The sequence below is a fragment of the Kangiella sp. M94 genome, assembly GCF_054926195.1.
The window spans coordinates 1702131-1725495 of record NZ_CM142903.1 but is presented as its reverse complement, the minus strand read 5'-3'; the positions used below and the strand labels follow the sequence as shown (position 1 = coordinate 1725495).

Annotated in this window: 21 protein-coding genes; 14 read left to right on the top strand and 7 right to left on the bottom strand. The window is 44.8% G+C overall.

The window, feature by feature from the left end; translation table 11 throughout:
- Positions 1-116: 116 nt before the first annotated feature.
- The 9 genes from ACYTXU_RS07905 to ACYTXU_RS07865 all read left to right on the top strand — a co-directional run bounded on the left by ACYTXU_RS07905 (position 117) and on the right by ACYTXU_RS07865 (position 8867).
- Positions 117-1010 carry a prenyltransferase gene (locus tag ACYTXU_RS07905; protein ID WP_462206107.1) on the top strand — a complete coding sequence of 298 codons (894 nt, stop codon included), beginning with the start codon at positions 117-119 and terminating at the stop codon, positions 1008-1010.
- 75 nt (positions 1011-1085) lie between these two features.
- On the top strand, positions 1086-1355 hold the full coding sequence (locus ACYTXU_RS07900) for a YdeI/OmpD-associated family protein (RefSeq protein ID WP_462209385.1): 270 nt from the start codon (positions 1086-1088) through the stop codon (positions 1353-1355).
- 30 nt (positions 1356-1385) lie between these two features.
- On the top strand, positions 1386-1871 hold the full coding sequence (locus ACYTXU_RS07895; RefSeq protein WP_462206106.1) for a YchJ family protein: 486 nt from the start codon (positions 1386-1388) through the stop codon (positions 1869-1871).
- Between the two features lie 69 nt (positions 1872-1940).
- Entirely contained in the window at positions 1941-2786 is an 846-nt protein-coding gene (locus ACYTXU_RS07890) for an ABC transporter ATP-binding protein (RefSeq protein ID WP_462206104.1), read from the top strand.
- A complete protein-coding gene (locus ACYTXU_RS07885) occupies positions 2786-4087 on the top strand; it encodes an ABC transporter permease (RefSeq protein WP_462206102.1) in 1302 nt (433 codons plus the stop codon). The genes ACYTXU_RS07890 and ACYTXU_RS07885 overlap by 1 nt, the downstream gene beginning before the upstream one ends.
- 73 nt (positions 4088-4160) lie before the next feature.
- Entirely contained in the window at positions 4161-4388 is a 228-nt protein-coding gene (locus ACYTXU_RS07880) for a SlyX family protein (protein ID WP_462206101.1), read from the top strand.
- 84 nt (positions 4389-4472) lie between these two features.
- Positions 4473-5834: a class II fumarate hydratase gene (locus ACYTXU_RS07875; RefSeq protein WP_462206100.1), complete on the top strand. Its 1362-nt coding sequence runs from the start codon at positions 4473-4475 to the stop codon at positions 5832-5834.
- A gap of 64 nt (positions 5835-5898) precedes the next feature.
- A complete protein-coding gene (locus tag ACYTXU_RS07870) occupies positions 5899-6975 on the top strand; it encodes a hypothetical protein (protein ID WP_462206098.1) in 1077 nt (358 codons plus the stop codon).
- Positions 6963-8867 (top strand): M14 family zinc carboxypeptidase, encoded by a 1905-nt coding sequence (locus tag ACYTXU_RS07865; RefSeq protein WP_462206097.1) that lies wholly within the window; start codon positions 6963-6965, stop codon positions 8865-8867. The genes ACYTXU_RS07870 and ACYTXU_RS07865 overlap by 13 nt, the downstream gene beginning before the upstream one ends.
- Positions 8868-8924: 57 nt before the next feature.
- Here the strand turns inward: ACYTXU_RS07865 and ACYTXU_RS07860 are convergent, their stop codons facing one another.
- Both ACYTXU_RS07860 and ACYTXU_RS07855 read right to left on the bottom strand, forming a co-directional pair.
- Positions 8925-9377, bottom strand: coding sequence for an OsmC family protein (locus ACYTXU_RS07860; RefSeq protein ID WP_462206095.1), 453 nt, complete (start codon positions 9375-9377; stop codon positions 8925-8927).
- 10 nt (positions 9378-9387) lie between these two features.
- Positions 9388-10272 carry a DMT family transporter gene (locus tag ACYTXU_RS07855; RefSeq protein WP_462206094.1) on the bottom strand — a complete coding sequence of 295 codons (885 nt, stop codon included), beginning with the start codon at positions 10270-10272 and terminating at the stop codon, positions 9388-9390.
- 126 nt (positions 10273-10398) lie between these two features.
- Between ACYTXU_RS07855 and ACYTXU_RS07850 the strand changes: the two genes are divergently transcribed.
- On the top strand, positions 10399-11586 hold the full coding sequence (locus ACYTXU_RS07850) for a BaiN/RdsA family NAD(P)/FAD-dependent oxidoreductase (RefSeq protein WP_462206093.1): 1188 nt from the start codon (positions 10399-10401) through the stop codon (positions 11584-11586).
- 52 nt (positions 11587-11638) lie between these two features.
- Here the strand turns inward: ACYTXU_RS07850 and ACYTXU_RS07845 are convergent, their stop codons facing one another.
- A complete protein-coding gene (locus tag ACYTXU_RS07845; protein ID WP_462206092.1) occupies positions 11639-12196 on the bottom strand; it encodes a hypothetical protein in 558 nt (185 codons plus the stop codon).
- A gap of 220 nt (positions 12197-12416) precedes the next feature.
- Positions 12417-13238, bottom strand: a complete 822-nt coding sequence (locus ACYTXU_RS07840) for a M90 family metallopeptidase (RefSeq protein ID WP_462206090.1) — start codon at positions 13236-13238, stop codon at positions 12417-12419.
- Between the two features lie 158 nt (positions 13239-13396).
- Here ACYTXU_RS07840 and ACYTXU_RS07835 point away from each other — a divergent pair, with 158 nt between their 5' ends.
- Complete coding sequence (locus tag ACYTXU_RS07835) at positions 13397-14944, top strand: AbgT family transporter (RefSeq protein WP_462206088.1); 1548 nt, start codon at positions 13397-13399, stop codon at positions 14942-14944.
- Positions 14945-15627: 683 nt separating this feature from the next.
- On the opposite strand, the gene ACYTXU_RS07830 is transcribed toward ACYTXU_RS07835, so the two are convergent.
- Both ACYTXU_RS07830 and ACYTXU_RS07825 read right to left on the bottom strand, forming a co-directional pair.
- The gene (locus ACYTXU_RS07830; RefSeq protein WP_462206086.1) at positions 15628-17472 is read right to left on the bottom strand and encodes a S8 family peptidase; all 1845 of its coding nucleotides are present in this window, start codon (positions 17470-17472) and stop codon (positions 15628-15630) included.
- Positions 17473-17953: 481 nt separating this feature from the next.
- Entirely contained in the window at positions 17954-20194 is a 2241-nt protein-coding gene (locus ACYTXU_RS07825) for a thiamine pyrophosphate-dependent enzyme (RefSeq protein ID WP_462206085.1), read from the bottom strand.
- Positions 20195-20371: 177 nt separating this feature from the next.
- On the opposite strand from ACYTXU_RS07825, the gene ACYTXU_RS07820 reads away from it, so the two are divergent.
- The 3 genes from ACYTXU_RS07820 to ACYTXU_RS07810 are packed head-to-tail and all read left to right on the top strand — an operon-like array spanning position 20372 to position 22861.
- Positions 20372-21337: a PLP-dependent cysteine synthase family protein gene (locus ACYTXU_RS07820; protein WP_462206084.1), complete on the top strand. Its 966-nt coding sequence runs from the start codon at positions 20372-20374 to the stop codon at positions 21335-21337.
- Positions 21337-21651 (top strand): hypothetical protein, encoded by a 315-nt coding sequence (locus tag ACYTXU_RS07815; protein WP_462206083.1) that lies wholly within the window; start codon positions 21337-21339, stop codon positions 21649-21651. The genes ACYTXU_RS07820 and ACYTXU_RS07815 overlap by 1 nt, the downstream gene beginning before the upstream one ends.
- 34 nt (positions 21652-21685) lie before the next feature.
- Positions 21686-22861: a trans-sulfuration enzyme family protein gene (locus tag ACYTXU_RS07810; protein WP_462206081.1), complete on the top strand. Its 1176-nt coding sequence runs from the start codon at positions 21686-21688 to the stop codon at positions 22859-22861.
- Between the two features lie 63 nt (positions 22862-22924).
- Here the strand turns inward: ACYTXU_RS07810 and ACYTXU_RS07805 are convergent, their stop codons facing one another.
- Positions 22925-23350 (bottom strand): helix-turn-helix domain-containing protein, encoded by a 426-nt coding sequence (locus ACYTXU_RS07805; RefSeq protein ID WP_462206080.1) that lies wholly within the window; start codon positions 23348-23350, stop codon positions 22925-22927.
- Positions 23351-23365 lie beyond the last annotated feature (15 nt).

The following is a 23365-nucleotide window of genomic DNA, read 5'->3' as shown; positions in this document are numbered from 1 at the left end:
GACAGAGTGCCCTGATTGGTAGGGTACCCCTAGGGCAGGATCTGCGTCGCGACGCACCTCTTTTTGTGCCAAATAGCCCTACGGGTACCCTGCAAACAACAATTAATGGTCTCACTTTGAACACTCTTAAAACTCTCCTCGGCACAATGCGTTTACCTTTTTTATTACTGACACCCGCGTGTGTATCGGTTGGTATTGGTACTGCATTTTGGCAAACAGGGGAGTTGAATGGTTTTCATGTATTGCTGATCTTGGTGGGGGCTTTGTCGGCGCATATCAGTGTTAATGTGTTCAATGAGTATTTTGACTACAAAAGCGGTTTGGATTTGAAAACTGAGCGCACACCTTTCAGTGGTGGTAGTGGTGCTTTGCTGGCTAATCCTGAGGTAGCTAAGGCTGCTTTATGGTTTGCCTGGATCACTTTTGCGGTTACTGGCTTTATTGGGTTCTACTTTATTGGTGTGCATGGTTGGCAGCTGTTACCGCTTGGCTTGTTTGGGTTGTCCCTCCTTATTACTTATACCACTTGGTGGGTTTATCGCCCTTTGATGTGTCTTGTTGCGCCGGGTCTTGGTTTTGGCATTTTGATGATTATGGGAACGCATTTTGCTTTAACCGGTGAATATAGTCTGGTGGCTTTTGTAGCATCTTTGCCTGCGACTTTTTTAGTGAGCGGTTTGCTGCTACTGAATCAATTTCCTGACGTAGAAGCGGATCAGTCTATTGGGCGAAAGCATTTTCCCATAACCATTGGTTTTAGAAAAAGTGCGTTAGTTTTAGGTTGTTTCTATCTTTTGACTTATCTGGCTGTGATTTTTGGTGTGGCAGCGCAACAGCTGCCAATCTATTGCTTACTCGCATTAACAACAGCACCATTGGCGTTGAAAGCATTTCGTGAAGCTAAAGACTTCAAAGGGGATATTTCTCAATTAATCCCTGCAATGGGCGTGAATGTTGCTGTGACGCTTTTAACACCTGTATTGCTGGCTGTTGGCTTGTTTATTGGATAAATTTTATTTCGCTGGTAAAGTGCTGAATTCCACTTTGATTTAGCTGAAATGGAATTTTGTATGTCGACGAAAACTATTGCTAATAAAAAAGTCTCCGGCGGAGTCGTTCATAAGCTCCCTAAAGATTTGTTGAGCACTTTAGTGAATGACCCTGAGGCGCTTGAGTTTTGGGAAGATATCACGGAGCTTGCTCGGAATGAATGGATATGTTGGGTGGGGGATGCTAAGAAAGCTGAAACTCGTCAGCGTAGAATTGAACGCGTTGCAAATGATCTTAAAAATGGCAAGCGAAGACCTTGCTGCTGGCCGGGATGCTCACATCGAGAAAGGACTGGTAAGGCATGAATTCTATAATTTCTAAATTTGGCATTACTCATGACCACTAGTTGTCCATGTCACATTAAAGAAAAAACTAACCTTTTGGCTTACGGTGATTGCTGTGAGCCTTTTCATTTGGGTAAGACATTACCTGAATCTCCTGAGCAATTAATGCGGTCGCGTTACAGTGCTTATTTTCTCGGGCTGGGGCAGTATATTTTCGACACTCATCATAGAGGCTATCGTGGTAATGCTTCGGTAGAGGATTTTGAGCAAAGTGCTAAATCAACTCACTGGTGTGGTCTTGAGGTGGTTCGTGCGGAGCAGGAGGGTGATTCTGGGGTGGTGGAGTTCAAGGCCTATTTTCTGGATAAGGATAAGTTGCATTGCTTGCATGAAGCTTCCAATTTTGTTCGTGAGGATGGCCGGTGGTTGTATACCGATGGTGAATTCAAGCCGAAACAGGTCGTTAAAGTATCCAGGAATGACCCTTGCCCATGTGGCAGTGGTAAGAAAGCGAAAAAATGTTGTCTGGCCAACTAAACCTTTTGCCTGTCAGCGGCATCTAACAAAAGGTTACTGTTATAACAAAACAATAAATTAGGAGAAGGGATGATTGAAGTTAGGAGTATTTCTAAGCATTACGGTGCTCTCAAAGCTGTTGATAATCTATCTATTACCGTTGAGAGGGGGCATATTTTTGGTCTGCTAGGACCCAATGGAGCTGGTAAAAGTACTACCATTTCCATGATGTGTGGCCTTATCAGTCCAGATCAGGGTTCTGTGCAACTCAATGGTGAGCTACCGACCGCTAAAGCGACTAAACATAAAATTGGTCTGATTCCGCAGTCGCTTGCTCTGTATGAAGAGCTGACGGCATTGGATAATTTGAGTTTTTTTGCTGATTTGTATGGCTTGTCTTCTAACCTGAAAGCCGAGCGAATGGAGTGGTCTTTAAAGTTTGTTGGCTTGCAGGACCGCGCTAAAGATACGGTAAGCGAGTATTCTGGCGGCATGAAGCGTCGTTTGAATTTAGCGGCTTCTTTATTGCATGACCCCGAATTTATTTTTATGGACGAGCCAACTGCTGGTGTCGATCCCCAATCCCGCAATAAATTATTTGAAAGCGTCTTTGAGTTAAAAGACTTGGGCAAAACCATTATTTACACCACTCATTACATGGAAGAAGCCGAAAAGCTCTGCGACCGAGTAGGCATTGTTGATAAAGGGCAATTGCTGGCGCTGGGGACTGTTGATGAATTGATTGAGCAGCATGGTGGGCACTCAAGCGTGAACATAAGTTCTGAGCAGGGTGAAGAAAGCTTTATGACAGCCAATCCGGTTAATGACCTGATGGCTCGTTTAAAAGATCTAAACACGGTGGAGAATTTAAGTTTGCGACGACCAAACCTTGAAACCGTCTTTTTGAATTTAACTGGCAAACAACTGAGGGATTAATGATGAAAGCTGTTATAGCCTTAATGAAAAAAGACTTGAAATTATTGTTCAAGGACAAAATGGCAGTATTTTTTACCTTTGTTTTTCCTTTACTGTTTGCCTTTTTCTTTGGCTCGATTTTTTCCAGTGGAGGTGGTTCGCAAGGGTTGAAAATTGCTGTGACTGATTTAGATAACACTGAAAAATCACAAGCTTTTGTACAACAGCTCAAAGAAGCAAATGAGTTTGTTGTTACCGAAACGGATGAAGCTAACTCTAAAGAGCTGGTTCGAACCGGTAAGCGGGTAGCCTTTATTATTTTGCCAGAAGGCTTCGGTGAGAATTATGGTGGCATCTTTAGTGGTCAAGCTCCTGAGATTCTGGTTGGCATCGACCCGGCACGCAAAGCTGAGGCAGGCTATCTTGAGGGCTCTTTGATGAAGTTAGGTATCAAGCGCTTTGAGCTTGCCTTTTCGGATGCTAATGAAATGATTAAGCAGCTGGACTTCTCAATAGATGATATTCAGCAAAGTGATGATATGCCTGCTGAGTGGAAGTCATTGTTGAGTGATTATCTACCCAAGTTTAAAGAGCTAACGGAGCAGGAACTTGCTAAGCAACCTGATGGTGCTGGTTCGACAGGGTTAAACTTTGGTTCCGATGGCGACAATCCAATGATGCCATTGAAGATAACCAGGGAAGAAGTCATGGTGCAAAAGACAGGCCCGCGAAATGCCTTTTCGATCACTATCCCACAAGGCGTTATCTGGGCGATTATGGGCTGTGTGATTGGTTTTGCGATTAGTCTGGTGCGTGAAAAAACGTTGGGTACTATAGATCGATTAGCTATTGCGCCAATTAGTCGCACGCAAATCCTTGCGGGCAAGGCACTGGGCTGTTTTGCAGCGCAAGCTATGGTGGTGACAATGCTGTTCACTATTGCTTACTTTATACTGGATGTGCGCTTTGATTTTATCAAGCTGGTCTTGGCCGTTCTAGCTGCGGGAATTTGTTTCGTTGGTGTCATGATGTTTTTCGCATCGATTACCAAAACCGAACAATCGGTTGCCGGTATGACCAATGCATTTCTGATCCTGATGGGGATGATAGGTGGCGCCATGATTCCATTGTTCGCGATGCCAGGCTGGATGCAGTCGGTCAGTCATATCAGTCCAGTGAAGTGGGCTATTCTGGCATTTGAAGGCGCTATCTGGCGCGACTTTAGTTATATCGAAATGATGACACCACTGGCTATTTTGACAGCGATTGGCGTTGTAACCTTCTTTATTGGAACTCGTATGCTAAAATTGAAACAGGCATAATAGTTAGTACATCTTATGTTATCTGGATGGTGGGCCAAGGCCCACCCTACGATAAATCCTTTCAGGGTGCATTATGAGTTCCATTGAAGACTTACAAGAACAAATCCACGATCTGCAATCTAAACTAGCATTTCAGGAAGATACCATTGAGCATTTAAATAAAATGGTGACCAAGCAGGATGACATTATTCGCGCTCTTGAGCGTCGGTTTATGAGCCTTGGCGATAAAATTGATGATATTCGCTCACAATTACCGGATAAACCTTTTAATCCGGCAGATGAGATTCCTCCGCATTATTGAGCGTTGAACATTAATTGAGTTGAACTTTTGCTGTCTTGCCTGTTACCTTGTAAGTATTGGACTTTACAGAAAACGAGGTGAGTAATGAGCTTTCGTATCGAAAAGGACAGTATGGGTGAGGTTAAGGTTGCAGAGGATGCGCTGTATGCTGCACAAACTCAGCGTGCGTTGAATAACTTCAATATCAGCGACCTTAAAATGCCGTTGGCATTTATTGATAGCATTCTTGATATCAAGCTGATAGCAGCAGAAACCAATCATGAGCTTGGGCTTCTCTCCAAAAATAAATTCCAGGCAATTACCAAAGCCATCAAAAAAATCCGCAAGGATAAATTAGTCAATCACCAGAATTTTCCTCTCGACATATTCCAAACCGGCTCCGGTACCAGCACCAACATGAACGTTAATGAGGTGGTTTCGCACCTGGCTTCAAACTCCAAGCTGAAAGTCCATCCCAACGATGATGTGAATATGGGGCAGAGCAGTAATGATGTGATCCCAACTGCAATTTCTGTGTCAGCGACGAAGTCTTTGGTGCATGAGTTAATTCCAGCTTTGTTGACTTTGAAATCTACGATTGAGAATAAAGGAAAGCTACACAAGAAGGTCGTTAAAACCGGACGCACCCATTTAATGGATGCCATGCCATTGAGTCTGCAACAGGAGCTTTCGGGGTGGGCGCATCAGATTCAAATCAGTATTGATGCATGCCAAAAGATCGTGCCCACTATCGCGCAACTGGCTCAAGGTGGTACGGCGATTGGAACTGGCATCAACAGCTCAGCAAAATTCCGCAGTCTTTTTGCGCAAAAACTCAAAGCACATAGCGGGTTACCTTTCAGCAAAAGTAAAAATACCTTTGCCAGCATTGCTGGGCAGGATGCCAGTGTGGCGTTATCGGGTGTGTTGAATACGCTGGCAACTGCGCTAATGAAAATCAGTAATGACTTGCGCTGGATGAATAGTGGACCAGTCAGCGGACTCGGAGAAATTCAATTGAAAGCCATTCAGCCGGGTAGCAGTATTATGCCTGGTAAAGTTAATCCTGTGATTCCGGAAGCGGTGGCGATGGCAGCGGCGCAAATCATGGGCAATAATACGACCATTACCATCGGCGCTCAGTCAGGAAATTTCCAGCTTAATGTGATGCTGCCGGTAATAGCCTATAACTTATTGCAGTCATTACATTTGGCTACCACCTCTGCAGAGCATTTATCAGAGACTATCGCCCACTTTGAAGTTAATGAGAAAGCTTTGACTGATAAGCTCGATAAGAATGCTATTTTGGCAACTGCGCTGGCACCGGAAGTTGGTTATGAGAAAGCTTCTGAGATTGTTTACAAGGCAAGACGTGAAGAGCGAAGCATTTTGGATGTGGCCGTAGAGACAACAACCATTTCAAAAGCTAAACTCAAGAAAATATTAGACCCGAAAAAGCTGACTTAAACTTACTGGAGCAGTTGCGGTCTAACTTTAAATTGGTATGTGATTGCCAAGGTGAGGTATAGGTATGATAAATAGTAAAGCAACTGCGTTCTTTTTTGCTCTTGGGCTAATCTATGGGAGCAATTTAAGTGCTAATGAGGGTGGCCCCTTGTTAATATCGGAAGTTCCCCGCAATCAAGTCTATACGGAGGAACGTATAGCGCAGATAAAAGAGCTAAGTGATGCAGCTCTAAAAGGAGGGGCGGAAGATTCCTTAGTTAACGAATATCTTCTTTTCAAGAAAGTCAGTGATCTGAATCCTGAGGAACTGTCCCAAGATGATATTAATTTTTTAAAACAGGCCACAATACATAAAGTCACTGCCTATAAGCAACATCCTGAAGGCCCGATTGCCGTTCCTATCTTTGATACTTCATCGCTAGCTCGACATAAACTATTCATGAATGAAGTTCATTCTAAGAAATCAGAGTTCACGATTTTACTGCAAACTAACCCTGTGCTTTTTGCTGAAGCAAGCACAAACAACTTCATCAACCTGCAAGCTGCAAAGGGTACACTGCAAAACTCCCCATTATTGCCAATATCAACAATTGATTTGCTGGTAGCTAATTATAAGGATCATGACAATCCCGATAGTTTGAAGTTGTTAGAAACTTTAGTTGTGACAAGTCGGAGTTACAAAGCAGCAGAAGCATTGTTGAACTCGCAACATAAGTCTGCTTCAAAGCACCAGCTTTTGAGGGGGCTGGATCAGTATTTTTCAGAACATGAGCGAGAGGCTTTATTAAAAGAGCTCATTTCGAATCGATCGGGGCTAGCAGCACAGGCTCTCATTGAGTATGGCAAGCTACCGCAAAGTGTACTTGATAGAGATGTTCTGTATTCCCATCTGTCTGACGAAACGTTAGGTTCAAGTAGTGCTTTTGCTTTATCAAAATTAATGAAAGACCATTCTGATTACTCCACTATTGTAGAATTCCTGAGACAACATCAAACTTCTCGTTATGCGGTTGCAAATTGTTTGCTCGCGCTGAAGCTTGCCAATACTCCCGATTCAAAAGCTCAGCTGAGAGATATTCTTGAGCAGGGTTATATTCAGTTTGAAGATATTAAAGCGGAGGTGAACACATGGTTAAATTAACAGCATGCATCGTAACTTCAGCTTTAGTTATCTACTCAGGAAGTATTGAAGCAGAGGTCTTAAGCTACACTGAAAATACCAATTCGAGTAATCAGTTGGCGATCGGTTATCCGGTACCTATTCCTGTTGACTCACTAACAGGTGTCGACGGCTTTAGAACCTATGATAGCTTACATAGCCAGCACCAAGCCTTGGCAGTCACTCACCCCGAAGTAAGAAGTAGCGTGGTGGGCCAAACTCATAATAACCGTGATATTTACGCCTATCGTTTTGGTGATAGTGATAACCAAACAAATGATGGTCGTACAGAACCTGCATTTTTAGTTAACGGCACGATTCACGCACGTGAGTGGCAAAGTCCGGAGGTGGTTACCGAGTTGATGGAGCAGCTGACAGAAAAGAAAAATGATCAGAGTGTGGTTCAATATTTATTAGACAACACTAACATCGTTATCCTGCCTGTTATGAACATTGACGGTTTTTTGCAGACTCAGCGCTTCCCCACTGAAGTAACCCAATCACCCGGAACGAACTCAGGCTCGTCACCTGGACAGAAGTTTGCAGAGCCAAGAGATGGGCGTATGCGCCGCAAAAACATGCCCAATGTTGATGAGGTGTTATCAACTGAAACCGATCGTTTACGAGGCGTCGACTTAAATCGGAATGGGCCTGTTTTCTTTGGAGTACAAGCTGGCAATAGTGATCCAAACAGTTTGATCTATGGTGGTGCTTCAGCACAGTCTGAGATTGAAACTCAGGCACTTCTAGCTGCCGCGCAACTGGGTCCAAGAAATCGTTTACGTTTTTATCAGGATACGCATTCTTTTTCACGAGTTTTGTTTGTGCCGCAACCCAATAACAACCGCCTCAATGCGATTACCAAAAGTTTAGCTTCAAAATTTCAAAGCACGACACAAGCGCAAGGCGCAGATTACGTCCCTGTCTACAATCAGGTGGGGAGCGGGATACCGGCTACCGCGGAGTACTTTGCTTACACCGATTTAATTCCAACCTGGACCTTAGAACTGGAACCACCACAAGGTTTTGCCAATGAGCCAAGTGGGGGAGCTTTTTATGGTGGCACTGGTGCGAGCCATTCAGGCTTTATTATGCCGGACAGTGAAATTGCACGTACTCGAGATCAACTTGCTCCTGCCCAGATGCTGATGTTTTACCATCAGGCTGGACCGGCTTATGTGACTAAAGTCCAGCTGGTAGATAGTGATGGCAATGATGTTTATGCTGCAGCCTGGACTAGCGGTTCGAGCAGGAGTTTAAATGTCACCGCTAATAATGCGCTACAAGGCGGGCAGACCTATTCCTTGTATGTCAGTTTCAGTAAGCCAATGCGAGTGAGAAATTCGTCTGGTGTTATTACTCAATACACAGGGCAATCAGTAACCTTGTCGCCTTCGGTAACCATTAGCGGAAATGGTGGAAGTGGCAATTTTACGCGTACCATTAGTACCAATAGAAGTGTTTGGTTAAACCAGGAAGTTGATGGCTTTACGTTTGATCAATACCACGATGATGCTTTCAAAGTCGACTTTACACTTCCAACGGATATTCCTGTCAGTTCGACAACGGGCACAACAAATATCAAAATTAATCTTGCGGTTCAAGATTTGGCTGGCCTGTCCTTGGATGCTAATCCTACTACAGCCGTTGACTGGAATCGCGGAGCATGGACTAACTATGAAAACTCTAATGGACAAGCGGGTGACTCCGGGGGCACAGACTCCTCGTATACGCTGACAGTATCGAATCAAAATTTAACCCTTGCGGAACCGCAGTCTAGCGGAGGAGGAGGGGGTGCTGTGCACTGGTTCTTATTGTTATGGTTGGGTGTTTTCGGATTCGCGCGCCGATTTAAGACGAAGAGTTCAGCCTAATTATCTATCGCTAAACAAGTTTTTAGGGGCGAGTGGCGCTCGCCCTCGACAAAATTATTACTTAACCTGACACACCAGTTTCGAGCGAATTTTCAGTTCACCCATCAAGGTTCTGTGCACTGGGCATTTGTTAGCAATTTCGAGCATGCGTTCCTGCTGCTCACGATCTAAATCACCGGTTACTTTGATGTGGCGTTCTAAAACATCGACAGAGCCTTTTTCGGTTTCACAGTCCTCACAGTCTTCAGCTTTGATCTTCTTATGAATGACATCGACCTTGATTTGTTCTACTGGCCATTTTTTGCGGTTGGCGTACATATTGAGCGTCATGGCGGTGCAAGTGCCTAAGGCGGTGGCCAGATAATGATAGGGAGTCGGCCCTTTGTTGTGTCCGCCGCGTTCTTCGGGCTCATCACCTACTAATTTATGACCATCAGCATCAATATTGCAGAAGAGTCCGTCCTCTAAGGTATTTGTAACTGTTGCTTTATGTACGCTGTCTTCAAGCATGATAGCTCCTTTATTTCTTCCTGATGTCCTCTCGGTTTATCACAAAGATATTACCGAGTCCAATCAGCACAATGCCGGTCGCGATAATCCAGGTCCAGATAAAGTCTTCAAAGAAAGTTGAAATAATTAAGGCCACTGCAGGGAAAAGCACTACCGCGTAAGTAGCCTTATGAATGCCGATCCGTCTTAGTAAGGTCAGGTAGGCGCCGAAAGCCAACACTGAACCAAACACCGACAGGTAGATTAAGCTAATGGTGTAGCCTGGTGCCATGTCGTAGATCAACGCTTTGCCTTGAACTATTCCTACAACCAGACTGAACAGGGAGCCATAGCCCATGGCGTAGGCATTCATCTGAATGACCGGCATATCGTACTTTTGAGTCTGAACCGAAACCATATTACCAATCGAAGCACAGAGCACACCAAGCAGAGCAATCAGCAGGCCATACAGCTTAGCATTTTCCAGAGTAAAGTCGGTTAACTCATTCCAGAAAATCATCACCATACCGAGCAAGCCGAGCGCTGAGCCGATAATGACACGGGCGGTAATTTTGGCTTTGAAAAACAGCCATGAATTGAAGATGTTAACGATCAGGACCGCTGAGAATATGACCGAAGCCATCGCGGAAGTCAGGTATTCCTGAGCTTCGTAAACCAACAGGTAGTTTAGGCCGAAGAAGGTGATGCCCATCAGGACAAGCCAGGCGTGTTGCAGCAAGCCATAGCGCATAGGAAGCTTCTTAAACCAGCAGAAGGCGAATAGTAATAAGGACGCTAGACCGAAGCGATAAAACGATGAATATTCGTGTGGCACAACACCGAGCTGAAACTCGATTGCAAACCAGGTGCTTCCCCAAATGAGAACGCAGAGAGCGTACAACACTGGGGTGCTCATAATAAAAGCCATAACGAGGTGTAACTTTTGGGTGAAGAATAATGTTGTGATGATGCCACAAATGCTAGAATTGTTCCGCATGATTTTTTCTATGGGCTAAATAGGCTCGCTTTTCAAGGTTGGGGAATGCAAAAGAAAGACGTAATTATTATCGGCGCGGGCGCTGCTGGCTTGATGTGCGGTATTACCGCAGGACAGCGCGACCGTTCGGTTGCGATCCTTGACCATGCTAATAAGGTGGGCAAGAAAATTCTGATGTCGGGTGGTGGGCGTTGTAACTTTACTAACTATTACACCGAGCCAACGAATTTCCTTTCGCACAATCAGCACTTCTGTAAATCAGCTTTAAGCCGCTATACCCAATGGGACTTTATTGGCATGGTAGAGAAGCACGGCATTCCTTATCATGAAAAAAAACTGGGGCAGTTGTTTTGTGATAATAAAGCAAAAGATATAGTGAATATGTTGCTGGACGAGTGCGCTCAGGCGGGTGTTGAGATCAGAACCGAGTGCTCAGTGAAACAGGTGGATAAAGTCGATGATGGCTTTATCATCCAGACCAGTCAGGGCAAGTGGCACTGCCAGTCGCTGGTGATTGCCACCGGTGGCCTGTCAATTCCAACTATGGGCGCGACTGGCTTTGGTTATGATATCGCTAAACAATTTGGCCTCAAGCTTTTCCCAACTTATGCTGCACTGGTGCCTTTTACTCTGACTCCAAAATTACTGGAACAGTTTGCCGGTTTGTCCGGTACCTCAGCGGATGCATTGGTAAGCTGCAATGGACAATCTTTTCGCGAAAACATTTTATTTACCCACCGCGGTTTAAGCGGCCCCTCCATTTTGCAAATCTCGTCTTATTGGCAGCCGGGCGATGCGATTTCAATCAACTTATTTCCTGATGTGGATTTGTACGACCATTTAAAACAGGTTCAACAGGAAAGACCGAAGGCCCATATCAACACAGTGCTTGCTGAGCAATTAACCAAGAAGTTGGCCGATAGGTTATGCGAAATCTGGTTTGCTGATTATGGGCAAAAGCCGTTGGCAGAATTGTCCAATGAGGCTTTGCAAACCATCGCTGAGCAGTTGCAGGACTGGCAGCTTAAACCAACTGGTACCGAAGGTTATCGCACAGCAGAGGTGACTATGGGTGGCGTTGATACAGATGAAGTGTCGTCGAAAACCTTTGAAGCTAAAAAGGTTAATGGATTGTATTTTGTTGGTGAAGTGCTGGATGTTACCGGCCACTTAGGCGGCTTTAATTTTCAATGGGCCTGGGCCAGCGGTTATGCCGCCGGGCAATATGTCTAACTGAAATAGCCCACACTAATAACGTTATTAATGTGGGCCATTTTACTAAGGCCTATTTACCGCGTTTCTTCAGATCTTCAACTGGCAGCATGATGTGCGCATAAGGAGTGTCGCCCCACATCACATAAGGGCCGCCTTCCGATGGATCGTCAGTGATGCCTTCCAGCATGTCTTTGGGCACTATGATCATCAAGTGCGGGCCGGTTTCCACATAATCATCCGCATTTTTATGGTCATGGTGATGTGGATTGGAGTTACTGACGCCAGCGCCTTCATCACCCTGTAACATATAGGAAATGCCGATTTTATCAGCTGTAAACTCTTCTTTGTTACCCATCGCCTGCATCATTTCCATCCAGACGCCATCAACGCAAATAGGGGCGTTATCACCGGGGAAGGTATCCGGCATGCAGGTCCAGCCATTATTGCCTTCCACTAGAACTTTATCACCATCAACAATGGTTGCGTCTGCGCTGACAGAAGTGGGTGCTGCTGATCGTGCTTGCTTGATTCTTTTTTGCTCGCTGGCATCAGCAGATAAGGGGATAAGGAAGAGTGTTGAAAAGCAGGTAATGCTTAAAGCTGTGTACAGTTTAGATCGGGTTTTCATAGCGTACCTCCATGATATCATTCAGAAAAAAATACCGATCTGGCAAGGAAGTGGCTCAAAATTTAGATTCAATAGACAGTGAAGAGAAAGTAACTTGCTGTCTATTCTGTCGCGGATTTAGGACTCCGCTGGCAGGACCAGAACCTTGTCAGTCCAACGTCGCAGTATACCCTAACATTCTTATGGTTGCTCATAAATTAAACAGTTTGCAATTCTTGGCTTACCACTCTGCGGGATTGATAGAGTAGTAATGCTGAAATTCTTGATAGAGATCCGGGTGGAGTTGCTTAAGTTCTTGGGGCTTCTCAAAAAAGATTTCGGTCGCTACTGCAAAGAACTCTGCTGGATTGGTGGCTCCGTACTTGTCCAATAAGGTCTGTTCACCTGTTGATGCTTTGCGTTGCAACTCCTGAAACTCTAGAGACATAATTCGAGCCCATTTTTTATAATTCTGTTCAGCTGATAAAGGCGGCGCACCATTAGTGACGCCAGACTCGCCATCCAGTTGGTGAGCGAACTCATGAATCACCAGATTATGACCATCTTCAAAATCAGCGCCTCCATTGGCGGAGTCAGTCCAGGACAGAATGACTTGGCCACGATTCCATGACTCGCCAAGTAATACCCGCGGCTCTTCGCTTTGAATGCCGGAGGCGTCGTAGCGATTGTGGCGGGTGATAAAGGCCGCCGGGTAAACTACGATGGTTTTCAGGAAGGGGTAAAAGTCGGTGGGACGATTGAGCAGCAGCATACATGCCTGAGCGGCGATAGTGACTTTAACTTCATCAGTAATGTCCTGGCCTTTGCGACCGACAAAGTCTTTTTCAGCCAGAAAGATCTGCATCTTTTTTTTGAGTTGTAACTGCAGATCAGCGGGCATCTTATAAAAGAAAGGCAGGTTGTTGCGTAGGATCTGTCGCCACTCTTTAGGGAATGGTTGGCTGGCAACCTGTTGTCTCTTACGTTTTTTACGGTAATTGGAACTGAGAATCCAGATAATGGCGAAAACAGAGGCGGCGAGGACAATATAGAGTGCGGTCATAGGTCGTTATTATTGATTGTGTTTAATCAAGATTGGGGTGGTTGTTTAATTTTCAAGCATATAGATGGCTCTAAATGGCTGATAAGACCTGAGTTTGCTTGAATATGGCTTGCTAGATAAGGTATAACTTTGCACTTGGCTTAATTTGAGGAAATGAGATGGATAATAACAATGGGGCAGCGCCGACTGGGGCTATCGCTCGTTTTTTGAATGGGATTGAGCGAGTCGGTAATAAATTGCCTGACCCAGCGATGATCTTCTTATCAGCAATGCTGATTATCTGGGTTCTTTCATGGATGCTTTCTGGCATCAGCTTTGACGCAATTGACCCGCGTACTGGCGAAAACATTATCGTCAACAATCTTTTAACCGGTGATGCGTTAGCTAACTTCCTGTCGAACATGGTGGTGACCTTTACCAGCTTTGCGCCACTTGGGGTTGTGTTGGTGGCAATGTTAGGTGTTGGGGTCGCTGAGCATTCCGGCTATATCAATACTGGCATCAAATTGATGCTTAAAAGAACGCCACAATTCTTATTGACGCCTACCATTATTTTGATTGCGATTGTCAGTCACACAGCCACCGATGCAGGCTATGTACTGGTCATCCCATTGGCAGGTGTGATTTATTACGCGATGGGACGCCATCCATTAGCGGGTATTGCTGCGGCGTTTGCCGGCGTCAGCGGTGGCTTCAGTGCTAACTTTATTCCTTCAGGCATTGACCCATTACTGCAAAGCTTTACCCAGTCAGCCGCTCATATTATTGAGCCGGGCATGTCGGTTAACCCTTTGAATAACTGGTTCTTTACCGGTATTTCGAGTCTATTTATTATACTTCTGGGTTGGTTTATTACCGCACGTATCGTTGAGCCACGTCTACAAAAAACGCCAGTTGATGGTGATACGGATGATTTGCCAGAGTTCCATGAAATTACGGGTAAAGAGAAAAAGGCATTCGTGATTTCTACTTTGGTAATGCTGGTTGGTATTGGCGTACTCATTTATGCGTCTTTAGGCACTGACTCTTCACTACGCCACGACGGTTCATTGACTTCCTTCCAGGCTCCGTTGATGAAATCCATCGTTCCTTTGATCTTCTTATTATTCTGGGTCCCGGGTGCGGTTTATGGTTTCACAGCAGGTACCTTTAAAACCACTAAAGATATGATTGATGCCATGAGTAAAGCAATGCACGGTATGGCTTACTACATCGTAATGGCTTTCTTCTGTGCTTTGTTCATTGCAGCTTTCTCACAATCAAACCTAGGTGCATTACTGGCCATTGAAGGTGCGCAGGTGCTTAAAGCTATGGCTCTGCCAAGTGCTATCACTATCGTCGGTATTATTTTCTTAACCGCTTTTGTTAACCTGTTTGTGGGTTCTGCATCAGCGAAATGGGCGCTTCTGGCTCCTATCTTTGTACCGATGCTGATGCAGTTAGGCATTTCTCCTGACTTAACCCAGGCAGCCTATCGTGTCGGTGATTCAAGTTCGAATATCATCACACCATTAATGCCGTACTTCCCATTGGTGGTGGTTTACTGTCAGAAATACGTTAAAGGAACAGGTATCGGCACCTTGGTCGCCATGATGCTACCGTTCTCTATCGCATTCCTGATCGGCTGGAGTTTGTTCCTGTTAGCATACTGGTGGATTGGTATTCCGCTAGGCTTACAGGCGAGTTATATTTATCCAGCAGGGTAGTTGTTAGTAAGTTGATAAAAATGCCGCTTTTAAGCGGCATTTTTTTATCTTTAGAGTAAGAGGCGGCCACTGGGGGAGGGGAGTTGACGACTATCTTCATCCCATAGCATTTTATTTCGCTCCTCAGCGAGTTACTTTTCTTGCGTGGTCAAGAAAAGTAACCAAAAGAAGACCACCCCGATATTGAGGCCACGCTTCGCGTGACTCCCCGCGCCACTTCCAAAATACTTAACGCACCAGAATTTACATCACATCTCCCTAAAGGGATTTCCTCCGGTCACTTTGCTGAAAATTCTTATCAAAATCATCTCCCTAAAGGGATTCCCTTTGGTCACACATTTTGATTGCTATATTTTGTACGTGTCTTAGCTCAATATAAGGGGGATTTTGGAGCAAGCTTTCGGGATATCGCTTCTAGGTAAAGCTATTCCTTTTCTGATAGAAAACAATTTTTGCGGTAATTTGGAAGTTTAGATATGAAGATGGTGAAGTTTAATTCATATCAATCCTACAAGAGCAGAGATCTAAGGGGTACTCTGACCTAATATAGGATGGGTTAGCTCTAAAGAGCGTAACCCATCAGTTTTACGACGTTTTAACCATTCTGCTGGTCATTATATTCTTGGCAAAAAAATGCCGCCCCTTAGGACGGCATCTTGATTAACTCAATTAATGAGTTGGTTTTATTGCCAGTCAATCTGCAAAGTTACACCTGAATAAGAAGAGTAACCTCGGATGCTGATGTACCAACGATCTTGAGCTGGGTTTGAGAAAGAGCAAGTTTCATTGTTGCCCCATCTGTAAGGACGGCAGTCATAGCTTGAAGTCGTTGGCTGTGCGCCGCGACGAACATACAAGTCGCCGTCACCTGAACCACCGCTCATTTGAACATCCAGGCTGCTCATGCCAGCAGGAATATCAACGTAGAAGTGAGTCCAGCTACCTGAAGCACCTGAAATGTTTTCATGTGTTTCGCTACCGCCTCCTGGTGGAGGGTTTGTGTCATCGCCATCGTGCGTTGCTACCAAGCTTACATTGGAGAAGCTGGTGTAACCACGAACCATCACATAGTAAGTACCGGTTTGTGCTGAGAAGTCACAGCTTTCGTTGTTACCGTTACGGTATGGACGACAGTCGTAGCTAGAAGTGGTTGGTTCGCTACCGAACTTAACATACAAGTCAGCATCACCGGTACCGCCTGACATATCGAAGCTCACGTTAGAAGCGGCTGATGGAACTTCAAAAGTGTAATCAGTTTCTGAATACTGAGCACCAGAGAAAGTTACCGATACACCATTTTCTAGTTCGTCACCTGGAGGTGGTGGAGGAGGAGGTGTGCCATCAAACAAGCTATACAACAACAAGTTAGGAGAGCCCGATTTAGCATCTGAAACGACACCCGGTGTTGCAGCATCAGTGATCGCTGTATCAACCTGGCTTGGTGTCGCGGTTGGGTTGTCTGCTAAATAAAGAGCAGCAACTCCCGCTACGTGTGGAGAAGCCATTGAGGTACCGCTGATAGTGTTAGTACCACCATTTGACCATGCTGATGTGATGCTAGAACCGGGAGCATAGATATCCAAGCAAGAACCATAGTTCGAGAAGCTTGAACGCGAGTCACTTGAGGTGGTGGAGCCTACAGTGATTGCGCTTGGCTCACGCGCAGGCGAGTAGTTACAGGCACTGCTATTATCATTACCAGCAGCCACGACTACTGTGACACCGGCAGAAACCAAGTTGGCAACGGCGGTATCGATCGATGATGAAGCACCGCCACCCAAACTCATGTTAGCAACAGCTGGTTTGGTATGGTTGTTAGCCACCCAGTCGATGCCATCGATTACTCCGGATAAGGTACCGCTACCACTACAATTCAATACACGAACACCAATTAAGTTAACGCTTTTTGCAATACCGTAAGTAGAACCACCTACAGTACCAGCAACATGCGTACCGTGACCGTTACAGTCAGTTGCGTCGTTATCATTATCGACAGTATCGATACCGCTTACAGAGCGACCACCAAATTCACTATGCGAATTAAGGATACCGGTATCGATAATGTAAGCATTGACGTTACTGGCAGTGGTGTTGTATGTATAGGTGCCGCTTAACGGTAGGTTACGCTGGTCAACACGGTCAATACCCCATGTGGCATTGTTTTGGGTCGCATTGAGACTAACGATTTGGTCTTCTTCAACCAATAATACATTTGGATCCTGAGCAAGCTTTTGTGCTGCTTTCTCAGACAAAGTGAAAGTACCACCTTTTAATGCCCTTGTGTAAGTACGCTGAACTTGTGCCTGATATTTACGGCTCAAGGTCTCAGTCATCATTTGAATGGCTTGCTCTGAAGCATTGCTGGAAAATTGCCCCATGTTTTGAGCTACAGCATCATCCTTTAGGACAACAATGTATTGTCCTTTGATAGCTTTACTTGGTACTGAAGCAGTTTTGAACTCACCAGCATAGACGCCTGTTGCGCCAGTCGCTAGTAGAACTCCTGCAACTATATGGTTTAGTTTCATTAAAAATTCCCCTTAGTATTGTTTTTGAGTTATCCAGATTCAATCTGGACTTAGTAAATTTATAAAAGGGATGCCTTCGCATCAATATTACTAATGTAAAATCACTCTAATGGATGTGCGAATTAAGAGCTGGGTCAAGTTATTACAAATCGATACAAATCTCCGAAAAAATCAAGTGAGTGTATGCTATCGCTCTTTTTGTTGTAGAGGGATGCAAATATGGGAAGGCAAATAGTTAGAAAGTGTTTTATGACTAATGATTTCGACACAAAGCAGCTTGTCAACGCTAACTCTTGATAAGAAAAAATAATGATATTTGACCTTTTAAGCTATGGCATTCAACATCTTAGAGAGGATTTTTATAGATATTTATGATCGATGCTGAGTTAAGTCGTTTTTGAATTAAGCAAGAATTGGCTTGTGCAGTGCCTTAGAAAAGGTGTTCCATATAAAGCAGGAACACCCTTGCAAGACCAAGTATTTATGTATTTGCCTTGAGTTCGACAGCCGCTTTGATTATGTCTTCTTTACTGGGAAGAACGTACTGCCATGAGGTGCCAATTGGGATGAAGGTGTCGTGGCCGGTAATGCGTTTGATTTGTGGTAGTTTGTCCAAACGTTCAACCAGGCCGGTGATGACTTCTTCGCTGACCGAGCCTGTTTTGCGGCATTCGTCGACAATCAATACTTTCTTATATTGGCTGGCAATTGCGGCAATTTTTTCGTGATTCAATGGCGCTAACCAGCGTAGATCCATAATAGTGGCATCCAGCTTGTGTTTATCGCTTAAGTCTTTTTGTGCCTGTGCTGACAGGTAGTAGCCATTGCCATAGCTGATAATCAGCATGTCTTTGCTGTCGACTTCTTTGCCTTTATTGTTGACCGGTTTGCGAATACCTGGCTCGCCAAATGCAACGGTTTGATTTGGCTCGGGATATTCAAACAACCAACCATTGTCGCCGGTTTCATGCAGGTCTTTGGCATGGTAAAGAGCGATCGGTTCCAAGAATATCACCACACGTTTTTGCTCGTCGGCCAGACGGAAAGCTTCGCGCATCATTTGTGCAGCATCTAATCCATTCGATGGGCAAACCAGTGTCACACCGGGTATTTCACGCAGGAAGGCAATACTGTTGTCATTGTGGAAGTGGCCACCAAAGCCTTTCTGATAGGCCAGGCCTGCGACTCGAACCACCATCGGATTGGTGAATTGGTTATTCGAGAAGAAAGATAGGGTGGAAGCTTCGCCACGAATTTGGTCAATCGCATTGTGGGTATAAGCTAAAAACTGAATCTCTGGAACCGGCAGATAACCTAAATGGGCTGCGCCAATGGCGGTACCCAGAATACTGGTTTCATCAAGCAAGGTATCGAATACACGGTGCTCGCCAAAACGATTCTGTAAATTGGTCGAAATACTGTAAACACCGCCTTTTTTGCCAACATCTTCGCCAAACATGATGGAATTTGGATATTGTTCCATTAAGTCGGTAAGTGCATAGTTGATCAGTTGCGCCATGCTGCGTGGCTTATCCAGAAACTTAAACTGGCGACCAATCTCGAATAGCTCCTGACGACGCGTGATTTTAGCGATAGGGGGCTTCTCTTTGGCGGGAAGCTCTGGCGCAATGGAAGCGCATACTTCCTCAGCAGTACTGATTTTAGGTAGTTTGATAGCCTGTTCTGCAGTCTTTTCTACTTTTTGACGAGTGCTCTCGTACATATCAAGTACGTCTTCGGTGGACAGGTAGCCCGCTTCAATACAGACACGCGCCGAGTGCAGCAAAGGATCCTGTGCTTCAGTCTGTTCGATCTGTTCTATGCTGTGATAAATACTTTCGGTGTCATTGCCAGCATGCCCCATCAGGCGCACTGTTTTCATGTGCAGGAATACCGGGCGTCGCTCATGGCGAGCAATCTCTTCGGCTTCAAGAGCGGCGAGATAAACATCCGGCAGGTGCAAACCATTACACTGAATATATTCAATGCTGTGGCGGTTTTTAACGTTATTTTCGACCCAGTTCGGCGGCGTTGAAACCGAAATGCCAATACCATTGTCTTCGCAAATATAGACCAGCGGCAGAGGCTCACCTTTATAGGATAGGTATTGAGCCGTATTCAATGCAGACTGTGCGGTAGCGTGGTTAAAGCTGGCATCACCAAAGTTGCACAGAATCACGCTATCGCCGGGAATGGCTGCATCAAAATTATTCCGTTCGGCACGACCCAGTGACCAGGCGGCACCCATCGCTTTAGGCAGGTGCGAGGCAATGGTGCTGGTTTGCGGGGGTACGAACAGCTGCGCACTGCCGAAAACCTTATGACGGCCTTGCGAAATGGGGTCTTCTTTTGCTGCTACCAGCGATAAAATCTGGTCGCGGATAGGATCGATATTGGGTAGCTGGCGTGACCGTTGTGTCATTAAAGCACCGGAGCGATAGTGCAGAAAGGCCATATCGGTATGACGAAAGACCTTGCCCATTACGGCATTGCCTTCGTGCCCGCTACTACCAATAGTGTAATAGCCAATACCCTGATCTTTAAGGATTCGCGCGCGCAAATCCAGATGGCGGCTGATGACCTGAGATTCGAATAGCTCGACAAACTCTTTAGGAGAGAGCTGCGTCACTGACGCTTTGATATTACTGACTTTTTCTGGGAATTTTGCTGTTTTCACAGCAATCTGAAAGTTCTTATCAATGACACTGGCACGATCTAACATTTTATAGCTTTTATATCGATGAAAAATTGCCGGTTAGTATGCGTTATGGTTATAAATATGTCACTGATGGGACAACTGGTTGGATCTGATCAAATGGGTTTATTCGATTGTGCAATATGGTAAAGTAGCGGCCATTCTACAAATAACCGGTTGTTATAACCTAAACGCGAAGGTTTTATGAAGGTATACAGCAATATTCTTGAGATGATTGGCAATACGCCAATGGTGGAATTCCAGAATCTGGATACGGGCAAATGCCGCCTGTTCGGCAAAATGGAATCGCAGAATCCAGGCGCTTCGATCAAGGATCGCATTGCGGTCAGTATGATTGAAGCTGCTGAGAAAGCAGGCCATATCAAGCCGGGCGATACGCTGATTGAAGCGACGGCTGGTAATACGGGTTTAGGCCTTGCTTTAGTGGCATCTCAAAAAGGCTATACCTTGAAAATCGTCATGCCCGACAAAATGAGCATGGAAAAAGAATATAACTTGCGTGCTTTTGGTGCGGAAGTGATTCGTACCCGTTCTGATGTGGGTAAAGGTCATCCTGAGTATTATCAGGATGTGGCCAAACGCTTATCGGAAGAAAACGGCTGGTTCTTTATTAATCAATTCTCTAACGATGCCAATATTCAGGCACATTACGAAACCACAGCGCCTGAAATTTGGGAACAGCTGGACGGTAAAGTTGACGCGGTTGTTATCGGCGTGGGTTCTGGCGGTACTATTACTGGTATTGGCCGTTACATGAAGGAAAAAAATCCTGATATCGAAATGGTTCTTGCCGATCCTGAAGGCTCGATTCTGGTTGATTACTTGAAAACCGGTGAAATCAAAGAAGCCGGTAGCTGGGTAATTGAGGGAATTGGTGAAGATTTTATCCCTGATATTTGTGATATGAGCCTGTTTGATAAAGCTTACACCGTCACCGATAAAGATGCGCTGATGGCAGCGCGTGACTTGATGCGTAAAGAAGCGGTTATGGGTGGCTCTTCAACCGGTACCTTGTTAGCAGCAGCTTTGCGTTATTGTCAGGATCAAACCGAGCCAAAGAATGTCGTCACTCTGGTTTGCGATACTGGTAATCGTTATCTGTCAAAAATGTATAACGATGAGTGGATGAAGGAAAAAGGGTTTTTGTAATGACTGGTTTTGATGAAAAGCAAAATCCGCAATCAAGCCAACAGCATGAAGTATTCAAGCTCTCTGCTGTCGCACTGTTACTCGATATAATTGGTATGGCACTAGTGGTTTTTGCCGGTTATGAAATCTATATGAACAATGAGAAGGGTGGTGGTCTGTTGGTTAACGCTATCAACTGGCCCTATTACCCCTGGATCATTATGGTGGCGGGTGTCTTATTGATGATTCCATTCCACAAACAAATTTTTAAAGCCTATCGTATTGTTAAACAGTACAAGAAAGAACAGGCTAAAGCCGACCGTCCTCGCTTTTAGAAGAAATCGTTAAGGTTTAAAGGTAAAGAATTCTATGTCAGATAAAAAATTGAAATTTGCTAGCCGCGTGATTCACGCTGGTCAATCACCAGAGCCAATCACTGGCGCTGTGATGCCTCCTATTTTTACTACCTCGACTTATGCCCAGCCAAGTCCTGGTGAACATACTGGTTATGAGTATTCGCGTAGTCAAAACCCAACGCGTATGGCGTATGAGCGTTGTGTAGCAGATTTAGAAGATGGCAAGCAAGGTTATGCTTTTGCTTCAGGCATGGCGGCAACCAGCACCATTCTTGAGTTATTGGATGCCGGTTCGCACGTTATTGCGATGGACGATCTTTACGGTGGTACTTTCCGCTTGTTCGATAAAGTGCGTAAGCGTACAGCTAATCTTGATTTCAGCTTTGTCGACTTGTCTGATTTAAGCAATCTGGAAAAAGCACTTAAGCCAAACACGAAGATGATTTGGGTTGAAAGTCCAACGAATCCGATGTTGAAAGTGGTTGATATGCAGGCGATTGCTGATTTTGCTAAGAAGCATAATCTGATTGCTGTAGCCGATAACACCTTTGCTACTCCTTACAATCAACAACCATTGAATTATGGTTTTGATATCGTGATGCATTCAGCGACAAAATACTTAAATGGCCATTCTGATATGGTTGGTGGTATGGCTGTGGTTGGTGACAACGATGAGCTTCGTGAACAAATGGCTTTCTTGCATAACTCTGTTGGAGCGATTCAGGGCCCATTCGATAGCTACCTTGCCTTACGTGGCGTCAAAACATTAGCTCTTCGCATGAAGCAACATAATGCCAGTGGTCAAATCATTGCTGAGCATTTAGCCAAGCACCCGCAAATCGATGCGGTCTATTTCCCGGGCCTTGCTTCGCACCCTCAGCACGAATTAGCTAAGAAACAGATGAAAGGTTTCGGTGGCATGATCTCTATTCTGGTCAAAGGCGACACAGAAGAGCAGGCCGCTAAGAATTCACGCACCTTTATGGAAAAGTTGAAGTTATTTACTTTGGCTGAAAGTTTAGGTGGTGTTGAAAGCTTGTCTAACCATCCTGCTATTATGACCCATGCGTCGGTGCCTTATGAAATTCGTCAGGAAATCGGCATTTTGGAAAACCTAGTGCGTTTGTCGGTGGGTATTGAAGATGTTGAAGATTTGATTGCTGATATTGATCAGGCGTTGAAGTTCTAACACTTATCACGCACTCAATAAAAAAGGCGCTTTAAGCGCCTTTTTTTGTTGTGGTTCTATGGCTCACCATATTTTGTCTTTATCGCCTTTACGCACTGTCCAGGCGCCAAGATAAGCACTCAGAAAGAGAGCTGGCGTCACCGGCATTAATTCTGGTTTGAAAAAGCTGCTTATCCAAAATAAGAAGCCCAATGCGATACAGATGCCTTCTATAACAATTAAGTCTTTGCGACGTTTGATGCCAACCATATTGAACCGCATCCACCATGGCTGTGCTTTCCACTCTTCAGTTTTCTTATCTATCACGATAATCTCCTTTTGTAATGTTTCGATATTAGTTTCGAAAACAGCAGCAAGAGATTTTAATGACTCCAAACTGGCGCGATTGCCACTTTCAATCCGCTGAATAGTGCGGATGCTTAAACCACTTAATGTGGCTAGTTGTTCCTGTGACCATTGTTTTTGTTCGCGTAGTTTTTTGATAATCATTAATTTCTCCGTTTG